Source organism: Peptoclostridium sp. AF21-18 (assembly GCF_003478825.1).
Classification (GTDB): Bacteria; Bacillota; Clostridia; order Peptostreptococcales; family Peptostreptococcaceae; genus Peptacetobacter.
The window spans coordinates 76326-95716 of sequence record NZ_QUGE01000004.1 but is presented as its reverse complement, the minus strand read 5'-3'; the positions used below and the strand labels follow the sequence as shown (position 1 = coordinate 95716).

Genomic DNA, 19391 nt, shown 5'->3' with positions numbered 1-19391 from the left:
TATGCTAAATGTAGTTGGGATAGGACCTGGAAACGAGGGCTATATAACTGAGGTTGGCAAAAAAATTATCGCTGAATCAGATGTATTAATCGGTGGTAAGAGAAATCTTGAGATTTTTGAGAATTTTTGTGGCGAGAAAATTGTTTTAGGTGCTAATCTAGTGGAAATAAAAAATTATATAAATGAAAATATAGAAAAAAATATAACTGTTATAGCATCTGGAGATCCATCAGTCTACGGAATAGGCAAGTATCTGAGCAAAAATGTAGATAATGAAAAGATGGAGATAATTCCAGGGATTAGCTCAATGCAGTATATGTTTTCAAGAATAAAAGTAGATATGAACGATTTATATATGACTAGCAGTCATGGAAGAGAGCCGGATTTTGATTATCTGCTATCTCACAGTAAAGTGTGTATGGTTACGGATTCAAAGATTGGGCCTAGAGAAATTGCCCGGGAAATAATTAAAAGGGATTTGAAAAAAACTATGGCTGTCGGCGAAAATCTTTCATATGATAATGAAAAAATAACTATTGGAAAACCAGAGGATATTTTAAAAATAGAAAACTACGATATGAATATCGTTGTAATATTGGACGATGAGCAATAGTTGATATATAAACAGAAACATAGATTTTAAGGAAATAATAGATTTTACGGAAATAGGTGAAACTTAATGAAAAATAGTAGCTTTATTACAGGTAAAGTGCCTATAACAAAGGAAGAGGTTAGGGCGATTGCACTTTCTAAGCTAGAAATAGAAAATGCCAAAAGTTTTCTGGATATAGGAGCTGGAACGGGGAGCGTATGTATAGAAGCAGCATTAAAAAATCCCAATATGAAGGTTGTAGCTGTTGAAAGACATGAGCACGCAGTTGAACTGATTGCGTCTAATAAGGAAAAATTTGGTGTGAAAAATCTAGATATTTTAGAAGGATACGCTCCTTTTGAAACAGATGAAAAGTTTGATGCTGTTTTTATAGGAGGAACTGCAAAAAAATTAGAGGAAATAGTGGATTGGACGTATGAAATTTTAAACGAAGGTGGAAAATTATGCGCCAATTTTATTATAATAGACACTTTTTATAAAGCATTAGAGCTTTTAAGAAATAAGGGATTTAAGGATATAGATGTAAGTCAGGTATCTGTATCAAAACTAGAAAAATTGGGTAGTGGGGATTATTTTAAACCACAAAACCCTATTTTTTTAATATCAGCGGAAAAATAAATTAATTTGGAGGTTTGCTATGAGTAAAGTTCATTTTGTCGGAGCTGGACCTGGAGATAAAGAGCTTATAACTTTAAAAGGTTACAAGCTTTTAAAAAATGCAGATATAGTTATATACGCAGGTTCTTTAGTAAATCCAGAACTATTAGACTACTGTAAAGAAGATTGTGAGATATACAATAGTGCGGTTATGGATTTAGGCGAAATAATAGATGTTATGGAAAGAGGAGTTAGAGAAAATAAAGAGGTTGTAAGACTTCAGACAGGAGATTTCTCTATATACGGATCAATAAGAGAACAGGTTGAGGAACTAAATAAAGTAGATGTAGGATTCGACTGTATTCCTGGAGTTAGCTCATTTTTAGGTGCATCTTCTGCGCTTGGCGTTGAATATACAGTTCCTGAAATTTCTCAGAGTGTGATTATAACTAGAATGGAAGGAAGAACTCCTGTCCCAGAAAAAGAGTCTATACAGGAATTTGCAAAACATCAGACTTCTATGGTTATTTTCCTATCTGTTCAGGAAATAGAAAAAGTTGTTGAAAGATTAATCGAGGGTGGATATCCAGAAGATACTCCGGTTGCAGTAGTTTATAAGGCTACTTGGCCAGATGAAATGGCTCTAAGAGGAACACTTACAGACATTGCAGCAAAGGTAAGAGAAAATGGAATAAACAAAACTGCACTTATAATGGTTGGAAGATTCTTAGGTCAGGACTACAACAACTCTAAACTATACGATAAAGATTTTGTACACGAGTACAGAGGAAACGAAGATGGAGAAAACTAAATTCGATTTGGATACTATTTCTATAGATAAAAATATTGATTTAAAGAATGAAGTAGACAGGATTTTAGAAAATGGAATATCTAAAAAAGATATCGTTATTGCTAAGAAAAATATAAGAATAGCTATTATAGCTGTTACAGAAAAGGGAAAAAATACTGCAGAAAAAATAGCTTCAGAGCTAGAAAATGTAGATGTATTTTTCCAAAAGAGAGGGATAAAAGAGCTTACAGGAGAGCTTTTTAATAAATACGAATGTATAATTTTTGTATCTGCCTGTGGGATTGCGGTTAGATGTATAGCACATTTTTTAAAAAGTAAGTTTGAGGATCCAGCTGTGTTGGTTGTGGACGATAATGGGAATAATGTGATTAGTTTACTAAGTGGACATATAGGTGGAGCAAACGAAATAACTTTAAAAATAGCAGATATTTTAAACGCAAATCCAGTGATTACAACATCTACAGATACTAATAAAAAGGGTGCTTTAGATGTAATTGTGTCTAAAATCGGTGGATATGTGGAAAACCTTAGAGAATCTGCAAAGCTTGTAAATTCATATCTTGTGGATGACAAGCGAGTGGGGATATATTTTGATTCGGATTATGAAAGTGAAAAAGATAGTCTAAATCTATCTGGATTTGAGTTGATAGATGAAAAAACTGAGATTGATGAAATAGTAAAACTAGACGCACTCGTTTCAGTTACTGATAAGCTTAGATGCTGGATAGATGAGATTGTTTATAATATAAAGAAAGATAATGAAGAAAAAGAGGATTTAATTTATATAAAGCTAGTTCCAAGAAGAATTGCACTTGGGATGGGGTGTAGAAAGAATACAGAAACTGAAAAAATGATTGAAGAGTTTTCTACGTTTTCTGCTTTGAAAAATATACATCCTGCTGCAATTGTAAAGACAGGGAGCTTGATTATAAAAAAAGACGAAAAATGTATGATAGATTTATCAAAAGCTCTTTGTGCAGAGTTTAATCTATTTGATGTAGACGAGATTTGTACTTGTGACTATATGTTTGATAAATCGGAATTTGTAAAGAAAAACACTGGTGTTTATTCTGTTGCACAGCCTTCAGCATATCTCCTAAGTGGAAATGTTATTTCGGATAAGTATAAAAATAATGGAACAACTTTTGCTTTTGGCAGAATGAAAGGATAAAGTTATGATTTACGTTATAGGAATTGGCCCTGGTGGAAAAGAGTACATGACTCTTGAAGCTATTGAGGCGATAAAAAATTCAGATGTAATAGTTGGATATAAGACATATATTAATTTAATAGAAGATATGATTTCTGATAAGGAAGTCGTACAAAATGGGATGAGAAAAGAAATTGACAGATGTAAGATGGCTGTCGAAATAGCTAAAGAAGGAAAAGATGTAGCTGTTGTAAGTAGTGGAGATTCTGGAATTTACGGAATGGCAGGGCTTATTCTTGAGCTTGTTGTTAAAGAGGACGAGGATATTAAAGTTAAGGTTGTACCTGGTGTAACTGCAAGTATTGCAGCGGCTTCTGTTTTAGGTGCACCGATAATGCACGACTTTTGCCATATAAGTCTTAGTGATCTTCTAACTCCTTGGGAGGTTATAGAAAAAAGATTAAGACTTGCAGCTGAAGCAGATTTTGTAGTTTGCCTATACAATCCAAGAAGCAAGGGAAGAAGTGAACATCTTGCTAGAGCTTTTGAAATAATGGGAGAATTTAAAGATGGAAGCACTCCTGTTGGAATTGTAAAAGATGCAGGAAGAGAAGGCGAAGAAAAACATATCTGTACATTTGATACAATGAATTTTGAAATAGTTGATATGACTACAATGGTAATTGTCGGAAATAAATCGACATTTATAGATAAGGATATGATGATAACTCCTAGAGGTTATACAGTTTAGAAAAGGGAGTGATTTTTTGGTACTAGTTTTAGGTGGTACTTCGGACAGCATAAAAATATGCGAATTAATAAATAAAAAAGGATTTTGTAATAGATATATACTTTCTGTAACAACTGAATACGGAAAAGATTTAGCTGATGGCATTGCGAAGAAGATTCATCTTGGTAAAATGAGTGAAGAAGATATGGAGAAATTTATAATTGAAAACGAGGTTTCATTTATAATAGATGCAACTCACCCTTATGCCACAGAGGTTTCAGTAAATGCTATAAAAGCTGCTGAAACTACAGATACAGGATATATAAGATACGAGAGAAAATCTTTACTTGAAGAGATAGATTATAAAGGTTGTCGTTTTGCAGATAGTATTGATGAGATGTGTGAAATGGCTAAAAATAACGGGTATAAGAGAATACTCATTGGAACTGGAAGTAAGAATTTAGCTAAGTATAGAGAAAATTTACCTGAGATAGAATTATTCCCTAGAGTACTTCCGACGTCAGAAGTTATTATAGAATGTGAAAAACTTGGATTTAATGCGGATAATATAATTGCGATGAAGGGTCCATTTTCAAAAGAGATGAATGTAGAAATGATCAAGCACTATGACATAGACCTTATGCTGACTAAAGAAAGTGGAGCTGCGGGTGGATTTTTAGAAAAAATCGACGCCTGTGAGGAATGTGGAATAGATGTACTCGTTCTTAAAAGACAGAGAATGGACTATCCAAATCAGACTAGTGAATTAAAAGATATTGAAGAGATACTAGATATTTGGAAAGACGAAGCAAAATTTGATTGCTAAGAAAATATAAATCTATTGTAGAGAAATGGAGATAAATAATATGAAAAAGGCGATACTTGTTGTAAGTTTTGGTACTAGCTACCACGATACTAGAGAAAAAACTATACATGCGGTTGAGGATAAGATAAAAGCTGCTTTTGAAGGATATGATTTCTTTAGAGCTTTTACATCTAATATGATAATAAATAAATTGAAAAAAAGAGATGGAATAGAAATAGATAATCCAATTCAGGCTATGGATAGACTTTATGAAATGGGATACGAAGAAGTAGTTATCCAGACATTACACATAATATGTGGACATGAATATGTAAAATTAAAAAATCAGATAGCTGAGTACAAGGATAAATTTAAGAGCATAAAATTTGGTAGACCGCTTCTTTTTGGAATAGAGGACTACAAAGAAACTGTTGAAGCTATAAAAGAGGTAACAGATGAAATGGACTCTACTGTTGTTCTTATGGGACATGGTACTGACCACGAAAGCCATAGCGCATACCCTGCAATAGAGTACTATTTCAGAGATATGGGTGCAGATGTATATGTTGGGACAGTTGAAGGTTATCCAGAAATAGACAGTGTAGTGAAAAGATTAAAAGAAAGAGATGTTAAAAAAGTACACCTTATGCCACTTATGCTTGTTGCAGGAGATCATGCACAGAATGATATGGCGGGAGATGAAGAGGACTCTTGGAAAACTATAATAGAGTCTGAAGGAATAGAAACAGAAGTTCATTTAAAAGGACTTGGGGAGATAGAAAAAATTCAGCAGAAATTTGTGCAGCACGCATTAGAAGCTGAAGAGGTTTAGAGGAGAAAAGAATGGCAAAATTTTACGGAATAGGTACAGGGCCTGGAGATAGCTCGTTACTTACGATAAAAGCAGTGGAAACTTTAAAAAAGATAGATATATTATTTACTCCAGAGCCTAAAAAGGGTGGAGAAAGTTTAGCTTTATCTATAGTTAAAGACTATTTACCAGAGGATTTAGAGATAAGACAGAGACATTTCCCGATGAATTTTAACGGAGAAGAGAAGATAAAGGCTTGGGAAGAGATAGCTCTAGAAATAGAAGATGAGATAAATATAAATGGAAAAGATGTAGGATTTGTAACTCTTGGAGATCCAATGATTTACAGTACTTATGTTTATATAATGGAAAGACTTAGCGAGGATGTGGAAGTGGTTACAATACCTGGAATTTCTTCGTTCTCTAATATAGCATCTTCTAATAATTTCCCTCTAGTTATGGATACAGATGCACTTGTTGTAACTCCATGTACAATAGAAGAGGAAAAGTTAGACTTTATACTTCAAAACTACAACTGTATAGTTTTGATGAAGGTTTATAAGAATTTTAAGGAAGTAATAGCTAAGTTAGAAGAGTATGGATTAATTGATAATGCAATACTTGTCAGCAATTCATCTCAGGAGAGAGAAGTTGTATATAAGGATTTAAGAGAGGCTGGACTTGAGGATAAGATTTCATATTTCTCAACAATTCTAGTAAACAAAAGCTATAAAAATAAATAGAAAGGCGATAAAAATGAAGATACGAGTAGGAACTAGGGGAAGTAATTTAGCGCTTATACAGACAAATTGGGCGATTGATAGATTAAAAGAAAAATTCCCTGAAGTTGAGTTTGAAGTTAAGATAATAAAAACAAAGGGAGATAAAATCCTACATTTATCATTAGATAAGATAGGGGATAAGGGACTTTTTGTTAAAGAGATAGAAAGTCAGCTACTAGAAGGTGAGATAGATTTAGCTGTTCACAGTATGAAGGATATGCCAGCTGAGGTGGTTGAAGGTTTAAAATTTGCAGCAGTTCCAAAGAGAGAAGACCCTAGAGATGTAATTATACTTAGAGAAGGGTTAAATAGTTTTGATGAACTTCCAATAGGAGCTACTATAGGAACTGGGAGCAAGAGAAGAAAATATCAGCTTTTAAGAAAAAGACCAGATTTAAATATTGTTCCAATAAGAGGAAACATAGAAACTAGAATATCTAAAATTGAATCTGAAAATTTAGATGGGATAGTTTTAGCTGCATCTGGTGTAATTAGAGCAGATTTAGAGGAAAAGATAACAGAATTTCTTCCTGTAGATTTAATGATACCAGCACCAGCACAGGGAGCCCTTGCTTTAGAAATAAGGGAAAATGATGAAGAGCTTGAAAAGATGATAGATGCTATAAAGGACGAGATTTCTCAGATTCAGATTGATGCAGAGAGAAGTTATCTTGCTGGAATAGACGGAAGCTGTCATATTCCAATGGGTGCATACTGTGAAGTAGACGGAGAAAAATTGACTCTTACTGGAATTTTTGGAGATGAGGACGGAGAAAAGATAACTGTTGCATCTCTTGAAGGGGAGAAAGATAATCCAAAAGAGCTTGGAAGTAAGTTGGCTAAGCTTGTTTTGGAAAAGCATAGAGAAGAATAAACTAAATTAAATAGATAGAAATGAGGATTTTTGATGAAAGGAAAGGTATATCTTGTAGGTGCAGGGCCTGGAGATACAAAACTTATGACTTTAAAAGGTCTTGAGTGTATCAAAAAGTCCGACGTAATAATATACGATAGACTTGCAAATGATGAATTTTTAAAAGAGGCTAAAGAAGGTTGCGAGTTTATTTATGTCGGGAAGAAGTCGAGCAATCACATTCTTCCACAGAATATGATAAATGAAGTAATCGCTCAAAAGGCACTTGAAGGAAAGACAGTAACTAGATTAAAGGGTGGCGACCCTTATGTTTTTGGTAGAGGTGGAGAAGAAGCCGAGGTACTTTATGATCAAGGGATAGACTTTGAAATTGTACCAGGGATAACTTCTGCAATAGGTGGACTTTGTTATGCAGGAATACCAATAACTCACAGAGATTATGCGTCTTCATTCCATGTAATTACAGGACATCTAAGAGAAGACGAGGATAAAGAAATTAACTGGAATGCACTTGCTAACTGCAAGGGAACACTAGTATTTTTAATGGGTATAGGAAATCTTAAACATATAAGTGATAGACTTATAGAAGAAGGTAGAGATCCTAAAACACCCGTTGCTTTTGTAAGTTGGGCTACTAGATACAATCAGAGAACAGTAGTTACAGATTTAGAAAATGCGTATGAAGTTGCACAGGAGAAAAAGGTAAAAGCTCCATCGTTAATCGTTGTTGGAGATGTTGTAAAGGTTAGAGATAAGCTGAATTTCTTTGAAAATAGAGATTTATTTGGCAAGAAAGTGGTTGTGACTAGAGCTAGAAAACAGAGCAGCGACCTTTCTGAAAAAATAAACTCTCTTGGAGGAAAGGCAGTAGAGCTTCCAGTTATCAAAATTGAGAAAAATGACGATACCGAGCTTAGAAAAGAGATAGAGAATTTAAGAGATTATACACATATTGTATTTACAAGTAGAAATGGTGTTGAACTATTCTTTGAAACTTTAGATGATATGGGACTTGATTCTAGGGTGTTCTTTGGAGTTAAAGTCTGTTCAATAGGAGCAGGTACTTCTGAGGAACTTATGAAGAGAGGTATAAAAGCCGATATAGTGCCTGAAAGATTTGTGGCAGAGTCGCTGTTTGAAGAGATGAAAAAGACTGTGAAAAACAGCGATAAAATTTTAATTCCTAGATCTGAAAATGCTAGAGAGTTTTTAGCAGATAGGTTGAAGGAAATATGTGAGGTAACAGAGGTATTTAGTTATAAGACTGTTATAGATGAGAAGAGTAGAGAGATTGCGGAGGACGTGCTGGAATCTGATGTGGATTATGTTACATTTACAAGCAGCTCTACTGTTAAGAATCTTGTTGAGATTGCAGGAGAGAATTATAAGGAGTTGCTTGAAGGCAAGAAGCTTGTGTCTATTGGGCCTGTGACTAGTAGGACGATAGAGGAGTTTGGGCTTGAGGTATATAAAGAGGCTGAAGTAAGTACGATTCAGGGAGTTATGGACGTGCTTGTAGGAGATAGATAAAAAGAAAAAAGCTACGAATAGTATAGAAAACTCGTAGCTTTTTCTTTTTTTAGTTTTATTAATATAAGGATTTAATATGGTAAGCTTTTTTAGTATCTGGCCTTCTAAGGAAGAAATTTCCTCTTGAAGGCCAGAGCTATATATATTTTATAGAGTGTATTGCTATCTATTTTAAGAAACCTTTTTTAGTAAGGGCAAGTATTACCTGATCTCTACCCTCAGAAGTACCTTCTATTATTCTTCTAGCACGCATACTGTCTCCGATGTTTATTATTTCAACACCATCTTTATCAAAGGCTTCATGAAGTCCTGATAATACTGGAGTCTGAGCTTTCATTCCTAAGCAGATAAATCCGTAATCAAAGTATAAATATTTAGGACCTTCTTTTGTTTCAACGTGGAAGTGATCTGCAAATACTTCTTTAAGTGCTGTGTTAGGCATCTGGTTAACACCATGTTTTTTCATTAATGTGTTTATATCAACTTTTGTTATTGGGTCTATTCCTGCACCGATTGCTGGCATCATTTCTATTATGCTAACTTCTGCTCCTCTTGGTGCAAAGAATTCTACAACATCAAGACCAACAGCTCCACCACCGATTACAGCAACTTTTTTGCCAGTTAAATCAGCTGGATATGAGTCTATGTGGTTTATCATATTTACTATTGAAGAAACTTTTCCATCTTCTTTATCTATATTGTCGTGAAGTCCTTTTATTGGTGGAAGAAGAGGAGCTGAACCTGTAGCATTAACTATTAAATCTGGGTTTAGTCCTTTTATAAATTCTGGATCTCCATTATTTGATGTAAATATGAATAAGTTGTGTAATTTTTTAGCTCTATTTATTAAATATTTAGGGAAATCACCTAATCTGTTTTTATCTGGTATCTGAGATATTAGAGCAGATAATCCACCTAAATGGTCATTCTTTTCTAATAGGAATGTTGTGCATCCTAATTCTGCTGCAGTACAAGCTGCTTCAAGTCCTGCTGTACCACCACCTACAACTACTACATTGCAAGCTTTTTCTATTTTTCTATTTTTGTATTCTTCACCGTCTATAACTGATGGGTTTATAGTACATCTTATTGGTTTATTAAGCCCTATACGATGTCCTGCACAACCTATATTACAAGATATACATTTTCTTAAGCAATCTAATTTACCAGCTTCAACCTTGTTTACCCATTCAGGATCTGCTATAAGCCCACGTCCCATACCTATTATATCTGCATCTCCATCTGCTAATATTTTTTCAGCAACTTCTGGGTTTCTTATATTACCTGTTGTAACGCAAGGTTTACCAAATTTTTCTTTAACAGCCTTAGCCATGTAAGATCTCCATCCGTCTTTCATGTAGTTTGCATCTATCTGATACTGAAGTGATGCATTAAGAGCAGCTGATACGTCTAATACGTCTGCCTCTTCCTGGAAATATTCAAGAAGTTCAAGAGTATCTTCTAAAGTATTTCCACCTTCAACAAAATCTTCTGCACTAAATCTTAAGAATATAGGGAAGAATGGTCCAACCTGTTTTCTAACTTCTTCTAAAACTAATTTAGCAAATCTTGCTCTGTTTTCTGGACATCCACCAAATTCATCAGTTCTTTTGTTATATACTGGTGAAAGGAACTGGCATAAAAGATATGAGTGCCCTGCATGTATTTCAACTGCATCAAATCCAGCTATCTGAGCTCTTTTTGCTGCTTCTCCGTATTTTTTTACAATAGCGTATATTTCTTCAACTTCTAGTTGTCTAGGAATTTCTCCACCGTCTTTTGATGGTATATTAGATGCTGATACTGGCTGCATTCCTGTTCTTGAAGACATTGCAGATGCTCCAGCATGATTTATCTGAATTCCTATACAAGCTCCATATTTATGTACTGTTTCTGTAAGATTGTAAAGTCCTGGGATGTAGCTATCGTGGTCTATTCTTAACTGAGTAGTTCCGTTTGATCCTTCTGGTGAAGAAACACTTGCGTTTTCAACCATTATAAGACCAGTTCCACCTTTTGCTCTCTGTTCGTAGTATTTTATATGTTTTTCATTTATTTCTCCGTTCTGTCCTGCAAAGTTTGTTCCCATTGGAGTCATCATAACTCTGTTTTTCATTGTCATTCTTCTTATAGTAAGTGGCTCAAAAATATGATTGTACATTTTTTATTCTCCTTTAATAATCTGTGTAAATTTTTAATTTATAAGTTGTTGTTAAAAAGTGTTCAAATTCTCTAGAGGTTGTTGTTTTAAAATTTTTAAGTTTGAAAATCATTAGAATGTCTAAAAACTAATGCTTTGTTTGTTGTGATAATTATATAACGACTTTAATGATAAATCTAATACTAATTTAATTCAAAATTGATAGTTTATAACTATCAATGAAACGTTTTTATTTTTAAAAAATTAACAGACTATATTTTAGCTATAATTAGTAGTGGAGTTTTGATGTAATTAAAAATTTTAAAAGTAAAGAGTCAAATGAAAAATGATATTTGAAAAAATAAAATAAAAAGAGCTCAATTTTATTCGAGCTCAAAAGTATTTACGAATTTTATGAAGTTTTTAAGTGATTTTGGTTGGAAACTGTCTTTTTTATAGGCTAGACAAACTGTATGGTATAAATTTTCTCCATCTATTTTAATTTTTTTGATATTGTAATTTTCAAGAGAGTCTATATCGGCTACGATAGCTATTCCGAAATCTTCAACTACAAGTGAGGCGATAGAGTTTTCGTCTGGGCATTCATATATTATATCCGGATGTATTTCGTTATCTTTCAAAATAGCTCTAGTGTAATTACCAAGGGCTGATGTTTTATCGTATCCTATGAAAGGATATTTTTCTATATCTTTTAGTTCTATTGAGTCATTATCTGCTAGTTCGTGGTTGATAGAAGTTATAACGACCATTTCTTGTTTTATAAGAGGTGTAAATTCTATATCATTTTGATAATCTTCTACAAATGCACAAAATCCAGCATCGTACTTATCTTTCATTATCCCGTACAATACGTCCTTAGTTAAACATTGGTGGAAACTAAATGTGACTTCTTTGTTTTCGTCTTCTTCTAAGAAGTTTCTTATAAGTTTTGGGATGTATATATAAGATAGAGGAGCAACATATGCGATATCTATATGACCTCTATTCCCAGAAAGCCGCTTCATCTGCTTTTCTGCTAGATGAATTTCAAATAATATAGAGTCTACTTTTTCTAAGAAAATCTTCCCATATTTTGTTAGAGTTACATTTCTTCCGTTTCTTTGAAATAATTTTACTCCGAGCTCATCTTCTAAAGATGCTATCGAGTGGCTTAGACTTGGCTGAGATATGTTTAATTCTTCGGCAGCTTTTCTAAAATGTTCTAATTTAGCTACAGTTTGAAAGTATAGAAGTTGATTTAATGTCATAATTCTCCTCCTTTAAAAATTTTAATCTTGTTATAATAAGTATAACATTATTGATAGTTTAATACTATCAAAAAAAGATGAAAGATATATTGGAATTATTAATTGAGCGTGGATATAATATGGGTAAAGAGGTTGTTTGATAAATATTAAATAAAGTATCTGTGATAGAACAGACTTGAAACAAAAATATACTTTATAACTTTTGGAGGAAAAGAAAATGGCAGAAAGAATAACAGGACATACAGAATTAATAGGATTAATGGCTTACCCAATAAGACATTCAAGCTCACCAGCAATGCAGAATGAAGCTTTTGCAAAATTAGGTTTAGACTACGCATACCTAGCATTTGAAGTAGATAACGATACTTTAGAAGATGCAATAACAGGGCTTAGAGCATTAAAAATGAGAGGATCAAATGTTTCAATGCCTAACAAAACAGTAGTTCATAAATATTTAGATGAATTATCACCAGCAGCAGAAATGTGTGGAGCTGTAAATACAATAGTAAATGATAACGGAAAATTAACAGGACATATAACAGACGGAATAGGATATATGCAGTCATTAAAAGACAATGATATCGATGTCATCGGTAAAAAAATGACAATAGTTGGTGCAGGTGGAGCTGCAACAGCAATAGAAATACAGGCAGCACTTGACGGTGTAGCAGAAATATCTATATTCAACAGAAGAGATGAATTTTGGGCAAATGCAGAAAAAACTGTAGAAAAAATAAACACAAAAACAAATTGTAAAGCTACTTTATATGATTTAGCAGACTTAGATAAATTAAAAGAAGAAATAGCAGATAGTTACTTATTTGCAAATGCAACAGGAATGGGAATGAAACCACTTGAAGGACAGACTTATATACCTGATAAATCATTCTTTAGAAAAGATTTAATAGTTACAGATGTTGTTTACTTCCCAAGAGAAACAGAAATGTTAAGAATGGCTAAAGAAGTTGGATGTAAAACAATGAATGGTTTAGGAATGATGTTATTCCAGGGATCAGCAGCATTTGAATTATGGACTGGACAGCCAATGCCAATAGAATACATGAAAGAAACTCTAGGAATAAAATACTAAAAAAGAAATAAACACCTTATAGAAATAGAAAAAATAAACATAAAAAACGGGAATAGATACAAAAAACTAAAAAAGGGTAGATTTAAAAATATTAAATGGATGGAGATTTAAAATGGGAAATACTCAGACACAGGAAAAGAAATTATACTCAAGTGCTTTTATACTGTACCTTAACTATTTTATACATGGTATAGGTTGTAGTATATTAGGACAGCAGGTTATAAAAGAATCATTAGCTATGCAGTGGAATTCATCAGTGGACTCAGTTACTATGATAGCTGCAGCATTGGGACTTGGAAGACTTATAACACTTCCATTCTCAGGGCCGATATCAGATAAATTAGGAAGAAGAATATGTTCTCTTATAGGTGTAGCATCTTATGCAATATTCTTTATAGGATTAGCATTTTCACCAAATGTTCAGGTTGCTTATATAGTAGCAATATTAGGTGGGGTAGCAAACTCATTCCTTGATACAGGGGTAATACCAGCATGTGTTGAAATACTTGCTCCAAAATCAGGACTTGCTACAATGCTTACAAAATTATTCATATCAGCAGCTCAGTTATTATTACCAATAACTCTTGGATTATTTGCAACAAACAATATATCTTACTCAACATTTATGATAGGTTGTGCAGTAGCTTTAGTAGTTATAGGTTTATTAGTTACTAGAATAAAACTTCCAGAAATTAAGGTTGAAAAAGGAGAAAAAGCTCCTGGTCTTATAGAAAATATAAAACATACTAAATTTACAAAAGAAAGTGTAGCTTTAATAGCTATAGGATTTACATGTACAGCTACATTCCAGTTATGGTTAAACTGTGCTCAGACTTTTGGGACAGAAGTAGCGGGAATGCGGGATGCAGGACAGATGCAGGTATGGTACTCAGCAGGTACAATAGTTGCGATAATACTTACTTCAATACTTGTAAATAAAATAAAAGAAGTTAGATTCTTATTCTTATATCCATTAATATCTTTAGCGATGTTAGTTGCTGTATTAATGATAAAAACTCCAACAATATGTATGATAGGATCATTTGTTATAGGTTATTCAGCAGCAGGTGGGGTTTTACAGCTTGCAACAGCTACAGTAAACGACTTATTTCCTAAAATAAAGGGAACTATAACAAGTATAATAATGATAGCTTCATCATTATCAAACTATACTATATTAACAGCTGCTGGTAAAATAGGTGCTACAAGTGGACCAGAAGCAGTTATGATGATGAACATAGTTATAACAGCTATAGGTGTATTACTTGCACTTCTAGTAAATATGAGATTTTCTAAATTAGAAGAAGCAGCTAGAGAAAACTAATAGAAATAAAGTATAGATATAGTAGAAAAGAAAACATAGACAAACGGTGAAATCATAAGATATATTTTAAATTAATATAGTTAGAGTATATCGGACAAATAAAAGGAAATAAGGTTATTAAAATAAAAAATAGAGTTAGATTTGTGGAGGAAAGTATGAATACTTGTAAAATAAGAAATATAGTACTAGGAGAAGGGACTACAAAAGTATGTGTACCAATAGTAGGACAGACAAAAGAAGAAATAATAGATTCAGCTAAAAAAATAAATGAAGTTGGAGCAGATATAGTAGAGTTCAGAGTTGACTGGTTTAATGATATATTCGACTTTGGAAAAACTGAAGAAGTTTTAAAAGAACTTAGAGAAGCTCTAGGAGAAACTCCAATATTATTCACTTTCAGAACTTCAAAAGAAGGTGGAGAAAAAGCTATAGAAGCTGATAAATACGTTGAATTAAATATAAATGCTGCAAAAACTGGTTTAGTAGATGCAGTTGACGTTGAAGCATTTACAGGAGATGAATATGTTAAAGCTGTTGTAGAAGCAGCTCACGAAAATGGAGTAAAAGTAGTTGGATCAAACCACGATTTCGACAAAACTCCAGAAAAAGACGATATAGTAGGTAGATTAAGAAAAATGCAGGAATTAGGAGTGGATGTTCCTAAGATAGCAGTTATGCCTCAGAATAAAAAAGATGTTATAACTCTTCTTGCAGCTACTGAAGAAATGTTCACTAATTACGCTGATAGACCTATAATAACAATGTCAATGGCAGGAACAGGAGCTATAAGTAGATTAAGTGGAGAAGTATTTGGATCAGCACTTACTTTTGGAGCTGTAGGTAAAGTATCTGCTCCAGGACAGATAAATGTTGAGGATTTAAAAACTGTTTTAAATATAGTACACGCTAGTTTATAATAGTAGAAATTATATATTGTAGAGAATACGCCCTTTTCAAGTAGTATTGATTTATTGAATTAAATTGAATGAGATAGAGAAATGCTTTTGAAAGGGCGTAATTAATTTGAAAGGAGATATGGCGGTGAAGAAGATAATACCGGATAGATTTGAAGAGGTTTTGCTGGTTTTACTTTTAATAAGTATGACCTTAGTGTTGGGGGTTCAAATTATAGCTAGATATGTATTCCAAAATTCACTAACATGGTCTGAAGAGTTAGTAAGATATCTATTTATATGGTCAGCTTTTTTAGGTGTACCTTATTGTATTAATAAAGGCGCATCATTAAAGGTTGTGCAGTTTATAGATTATTTACCAGCGAAATTAAAAAATATCGTATTGATGATAGATAGAGTCTTAATGGTTGTATTTTTCGCTGCGATATTTGTTTTTGGACTTTTGGTTGTTAAGAACTCATTTTTAAGTGGACAGAGAAGTCCAGCTTTAGGACTACCTATGTATATAGTTTATTTGTCAGTTGTTGTAGGTAGTGGGCTAGCTATAATTAGGGTAATTGAAAAGATTGTATTGTGTTTAAAGAATAAGGATGAAAGAATAAAGTCGGATTTTTAAGGAGGTTATTATGGCAGTAGGAGTTTTAATGTTTTTATTTGCACTGTTGCTTGTAGCTGGGCTACCAGTTGGGGCAGTACTGGGTTCAATTAGTATATTGCCTAATTTAGCGGATCCTTGGTTTCCGGCAGATGCACAATATATTATAAGATCTATGATAAATGGAGTTAATAGTTTCCCTATTTTAGCGGTTTCAATGTTTATTTTATCTGGGAATATTATGGCTAGAGGAAAGATTTCAGAGAAATTATTTGATTTCTTTGCATATTTTGTATCAGATAAGACAGCAGGATTACCTATAGCAGTTATTTGTACTTGTTTGTTTTATGGAGCTATTTCTGGATCTGGACCTGCAACCACTGCAGCTGTAGGTGCGATGACAATTCCAATATTGGCAAGAGCGGGTTATAAAAAGGAATTTAGTACAGCACTTGTTGCGGTTGCTGGAGGTATAGGTGTTATAATTCCACCATCTATTCCATTTATTTTCTATGGGCAGGCATCAGGTTCATCTGTGTCTGATTTGTTCAAGGCAGGTATAATTCCAGGGCTACTTATAGGATTTGCACTTATGGTTTATTCTTGGATGTACTGTAAGAAATATGGTGAAGATAAGAAAAAATTAAACGAGTATAGAGATAGTCTTAAAGCTATGGGATTTTTAAATTTAGTTAAGGATAGTTTTCTAGCTTTAGTATGTCCCATAATCGTACTAGGATCTATATATAGTGGGATAGCTTCTCCAACAGAGGCGGCAGTTATATCTGTGTTTTATGCACTTATACTTTCTGTTTGTGTGTATAAAACGCTTAAAATTAAAGATGTTTGGGATGTTTTAGTTGAGTCAGTGAAAACTTATTCTACTATATTATTTATAATAGCAGTTGCGACTGCTTTTTCTAGGGTATTGATTTTCTTAAAGGTACCTGAAATGATGACAGATATGATTACAGGTTCTGTGTCTAGTAAGTTTGTCCTTTTAATTTTAATAAATTTACTTTTATTATTTGTAGGTATGATTATGGATACAACACCAGCAATTTTAATTCTTACACCAATACTTTTACCAATAGTGCAGAGCTACGGAATGAATCCAATTCACTTTGGTATTATGATGGTTGTAAACTTGGCAATAGGTTTTGTAACTCCTCCACTTGGTGTAAATTTATTTGTTGCGAGTACAATAACGAATATAAAGATGGAAGAGATTATAAAGAGTGCAATTCCATTTATTATTGCGTTTATGGTGGTGTTAGTATTGATAACATTCATACCTCAGCTGAGTTTGGCTCTGCTATAGGTTTCTAGGAGGTGAAATTTTTGAACAGAAAGACGAATTTATTTGCTAAAAAGTTTAAAAAGTTAATATCTTTAGGAGTTTTATCTGTTTTAACCTTTTCTATAGTAGGGTGTTCTTCATTAGATAGTGCAGAGAGAAGGGAAAAATCTGCTAGAACTGGTGAGAATGTTACTCTTTATGCAGCTTGTGATTCTGGTGCAGATACTGTTACAGCAAAGTTTATGAGAGATTTTGCGAAGAGAGTAGAGGAGAAATCTAATGGAAAGATAAAAGTTGAGACGTATAGTGATTCTCAGGTTGGAGGAGATAGTGAAATTTTTGAGGCTTGCCAAGGTGGAAATATTAGCTTTGTTTTTCAGGCGACTTCACCACAGGTTTCTTTTATTCCCGAAGCAGCTGTGTTAGATGCTCCTATGGCATTTGATAATATTGAGATTGCTAGAAAGGTTCTTGATGGAGAGCTTTTTGAAAAGTTAAAAGGATATTATAGTGAAAAGGATCTAGAGCTTCTTGGGATTGCAGATCAAGGCTTTAGAGAGACTACTTCCAACAAGAAGATAGAGAAATTGAGCGATTTTAAGGGATTAAAGATAAGAACTATGGAAAATCCATATCATATAAATTTCTGGAAATCATTAGGTGCAAATCCGACACCTATGTCTTATTCTGAGGTTTATATTGGTCTTCAGCAGGGGACTATAGATGCTCAGGAAAATCCGCTAGAGGCGATAATTGTTCCAAGATTTTATGAGCAACAAGATTACCTTGTAAATACTAATCATTTTATACATCCAGTTACTTGCATCGCTTCATCTAAGGTTATGAATTCACTTACTGATGAAGAAAGAGCTATTGTTTATGAGGCTGCAGAAGAGTCTAAGGTATGGGCGAGAAATACTACAGATAAACATCTTGATGATAGAATTAAGGTTATTGTGGATAGTGGAACAGAGATTGTAAACCTTGATAAGAAAATTTTAGAGGAAATGAAAAGAGCAAGTGAGTCGGTTTGGGATGATATTGAAAATGACATAGGTTCTGATTTGATAGATACACTTAGAGAAGAGATAGAAAAGTATAATTAGATTACTTGTGAAAATATTTTAGTTTAAAGTTAGACAAAGTAGTTTAGTTGATATATAATAAATGAATACGGGGAAAAGGGGGGCTAATATTTTAGGCTCCCTTTTTTGCTAGTGGGGACTAGCTTTTGAAAGGGATGAATAGATAATGCAGTATAAGGATAGAAATTTGGTTGTTAATTTTAGTAATACATACTCTAAGGAGATAGCAGAGAGTTTAGGAGATACAGATTGGATAGATTGTTCAGATATATCTGGGACAAATATGTATTGTACAGATGACGCAGCTAATGAAATAAAAAGAAGGTTAGAAGGATACAGTCCAAATGGAGTGCATTTTATAGATTCTGGAAATTATCATTATATGACAGAGTTTTTTGTAGAAAAGCTAGAAGGTAAGTTTTCCCTTGTTTTGTTTGATTATCATAATGATATGCAAGTTCCTATGATCCATAGTTTTACTAGTTGCGGAGATTGGGCTAGGGAAGTATTAGAAAATAATGATAATTTAGAGCAATTGATTTTAATAGGTCCAAGCCAAAAAAATATAGATGATATTGATGGGATATCAAAGGAAAAGTTTGATAAGTTGGTGTGTATTAGCCTTAGAGATTTGGAAGAGAAAGTTGCTGAGGAGAAATTGGAGCTTATAAAAAATGATGTACCATTGTATGTTTCTATAGATAAAGATGTTTTGAGCAAGCATTATGCAAAGACTAATTGGAGTCAAGGAAAGATGTCGGTTGAGCTTTTGAAGAAGATATTGAAACGATTTTTAGTGAATCATGATATTATAGGTGCTGATATTTGTGGAGAACGGAATCCATATGAACCAATGCCAAAGTTTTTTGAAGATAGAGGGATTAATAAAAAAACAAATAAGTCACTTTATGATTTTTTAACTAGGGTTATTGGATAAAGTTATAATAGAGGTTATTATTTTGGGTGATTTTT

19 protein-coding genes are annotated in these 19391 nt (G+C 33.2%); 17 read left to right on the top strand and 2 right to left on the bottom strand.

The genetic code is table 11. The features are described 5' to 3' along the window. Position 1: 1 nt before the first annotated feature. The 10 genes from DWX74_RS03565 to cobA all read left to right on the top strand — a co-directional run bounded on the left by DWX74_RS03565 (position 2) and on the right by cobA (position 8703). Positions 2-613 carry a cobalt-precorrin-7 (C(5))-methyltransferase gene (locus DWX74_RS03565; protein ID WP_118548739.1) on the top strand — a complete coding sequence of 204 codons (612 nt, stop codon included), beginning with the start codon at positions 2-4 and terminating at the stop codon, positions 611-613. A gap of 66 nt (positions 614-679) precedes the next feature. Then, positions 680-1231: a decarboxylating cobalt-precorrin-6B (C(15))-methyltransferase gene (locus DWX74_RS03560; protein ID WP_118548738.1), complete on the top strand. Its 552-nt coding sequence runs from the start codon at positions 680-682 to the stop codon at positions 1229-1231. 19 nt (positions 1232-1250) lie between these two features. Further along, entirely contained in the window at positions 1251-2021 is a 771-nt protein-coding gene (locus DWX74_RS03555) for a cobalt-precorrin-4 methyltransferase (protein ID WP_118548737.1), read from the top strand. After that, the gene (locus DWX74_RS03550) at positions 2008-3192 is read left to right on the top strand and encodes a cobalt-precorrin 5A hydrolase (RefSeq protein ID WP_118548736.1); all 1185 of its coding nucleotides are present in this window, start codon (positions 2008-2010) and stop codon (positions 3190-3192) included. The genes DWX74_RS03555 and DWX74_RS03550 overlap by 14 nt, the downstream gene beginning before the upstream one ends. Positions 3193-3196: 4 nt before the next feature. Next, a complete protein-coding gene (cobJ, locus tag DWX74_RS03545) occupies positions 3197-3922 on the top strand; it encodes a precorrin-3B C(17)-methyltransferase (protein WP_118548735.1) in 726 nt (241 codons plus the stop codon). Positions 3923-3938: 16 nt separating this feature from the next. Then, a complete protein-coding gene (gene cobK, locus DWX74_RS03540) occupies positions 3939-4727 on the top strand; it encodes a precorrin-6A reductase (protein ID WP_118548734.1) in 789 nt (262 codons plus the stop codon). Between the two features lie 40 nt (positions 4728-4767). Next, a complete protein-coding gene (locus tag DWX74_RS03535) occupies positions 4768-5538 on the top strand; it encodes a sirohydrochlorin cobaltochelatase (RefSeq protein ID WP_118548733.1) in 771 nt (256 codons plus the stop codon). An 11-nt stretch (positions 5539-5549) separates the two neighbouring features. Beyond that, positions 5550-6260 (top strand): cobalt-factor II C(20)-methyltransferase, encoded by a 711-nt coding sequence (locus DWX74_RS03530; RefSeq protein ID WP_006439620.1) that lies wholly within the window; start codon positions 5550-5552, stop codon positions 6258-6260. A gap of 13 nt (positions 6261-6273) precedes the next feature. Continuing rightward, positions 6274-7173, top strand: a complete 900-nt coding sequence (gene hemC / locus DWX74_RS03525) for a hydroxymethylbilane synthase (protein WP_118548732.1) — start codon at positions 6274-6276, stop codon at positions 7171-7173. 33 nt (positions 7174-7206) lie between these two features. Beyond that, positions 7207-8703: a uroporphyrinogen-III C-methyltransferase gene (gene cobA, locus DWX74_RS03520; protein ID WP_118548731.1), complete on the top strand. Its 1497-nt coding sequence runs from the start codon at positions 7207-7209 to the stop codon at positions 8701-8703. A gap of 166 nt (positions 8704-8869) precedes the next feature. Here the strand turns inward: cobA and DWX74_RS03515 are convergent, their stop codons facing one another. After that, complete coding sequence (locus tag DWX74_RS03515) at positions 8870-10864, bottom strand: oxidoreductase (protein ID WP_118548730.1); 1995 nt, start codon at positions 10862-10864, stop codon at positions 8870-8872. A gap of 362 nt (positions 10865-11226) precedes the next feature. Next, the gene (locus tag DWX74_RS03510) at positions 11227-12111 is read right to left on the bottom strand and encodes a LysR family transcriptional regulator (protein WP_118548729.1); all 885 of its coding nucleotides are present in this window, start codon (positions 12109-12111) and stop codon (positions 11227-11229) included. Between the two features lie 217 nt (positions 12112-12328). On the opposite strand from DWX74_RS03510, the gene DWX74_RS03505 reads away from it, so the two are divergent. The 7 genes from DWX74_RS03505 (at position 12329) to DWX74_RS03475 (ending at position 19356) form a co-directional block, all read left to right on the top strand. Continuing rightward, positions 12329-13201, top strand: coding sequence for a shikimate dehydrogenase (locus DWX74_RS03505; protein WP_118548728.1), 873 nt, complete (start codon positions 12329-12331; stop codon positions 13199-13201). A gap of 112 nt (positions 13202-13313) precedes the next feature. After that, entirely contained in the window at positions 13314-14525 is a 1212-nt protein-coding gene (locus DWX74_RS03500; RefSeq protein ID WP_118548727.1) for an MFS transporter, read from the top strand. A gap of 155 nt (positions 14526-14680) precedes the next feature. Further along, the gene (gene aroD, locus DWX74_RS03495; protein ID WP_118548726.1) at positions 14681-15442 is read left to right on the top strand and encodes a type I 3-dehydroquinate dehydratase; all 762 of its coding nucleotides are present in this window, start codon (positions 14681-14683) and stop codon (positions 15440-15442) included. A gap of 118 nt (positions 15443-15560) precedes the next feature. Beyond that, positions 15561-16055 carry a TRAP transporter small permease gene (locus DWX74_RS03490; RefSeq protein WP_118548775.1) on the top strand — a complete coding sequence of 165 codons (495 nt, stop codon included), beginning with the start codon at positions 15561-15563 and terminating at the stop codon, positions 16053-16055. A 10-nt stretch (positions 16056-16065) separates the two neighbouring features. Further along, positions 16066-17355 carry a TRAP transporter large permease gene (locus tag DWX74_RS03485; protein ID WP_118548725.1) on the top strand — a complete coding sequence of 430 codons (1290 nt, stop codon included), beginning with the start codon at positions 16066-16068 and terminating at the stop codon, positions 17353-17355. Between the two features lie 11 nt (positions 17356-17366). After that, on the top strand, positions 17367-18440 hold the full coding sequence (locus DWX74_RS03480; RefSeq protein ID WP_118548724.1) for a TRAP transporter substrate-binding protein: 1074 nt from the start codon (positions 17367-17369) through the stop codon (positions 18438-18440). A gap of 145 nt (positions 18441-18585) precedes the next feature. Next, positions 18586-19356 carry an arginase family protein gene (locus DWX74_RS03475; RefSeq protein WP_118548723.1) on the top strand — a complete coding sequence of 257 codons (771 nt, stop codon included), beginning with the start codon at positions 18586-18588 and terminating at the stop codon, positions 19354-19356. Positions 19357-19391: the final 35 nt, after the last annotated feature.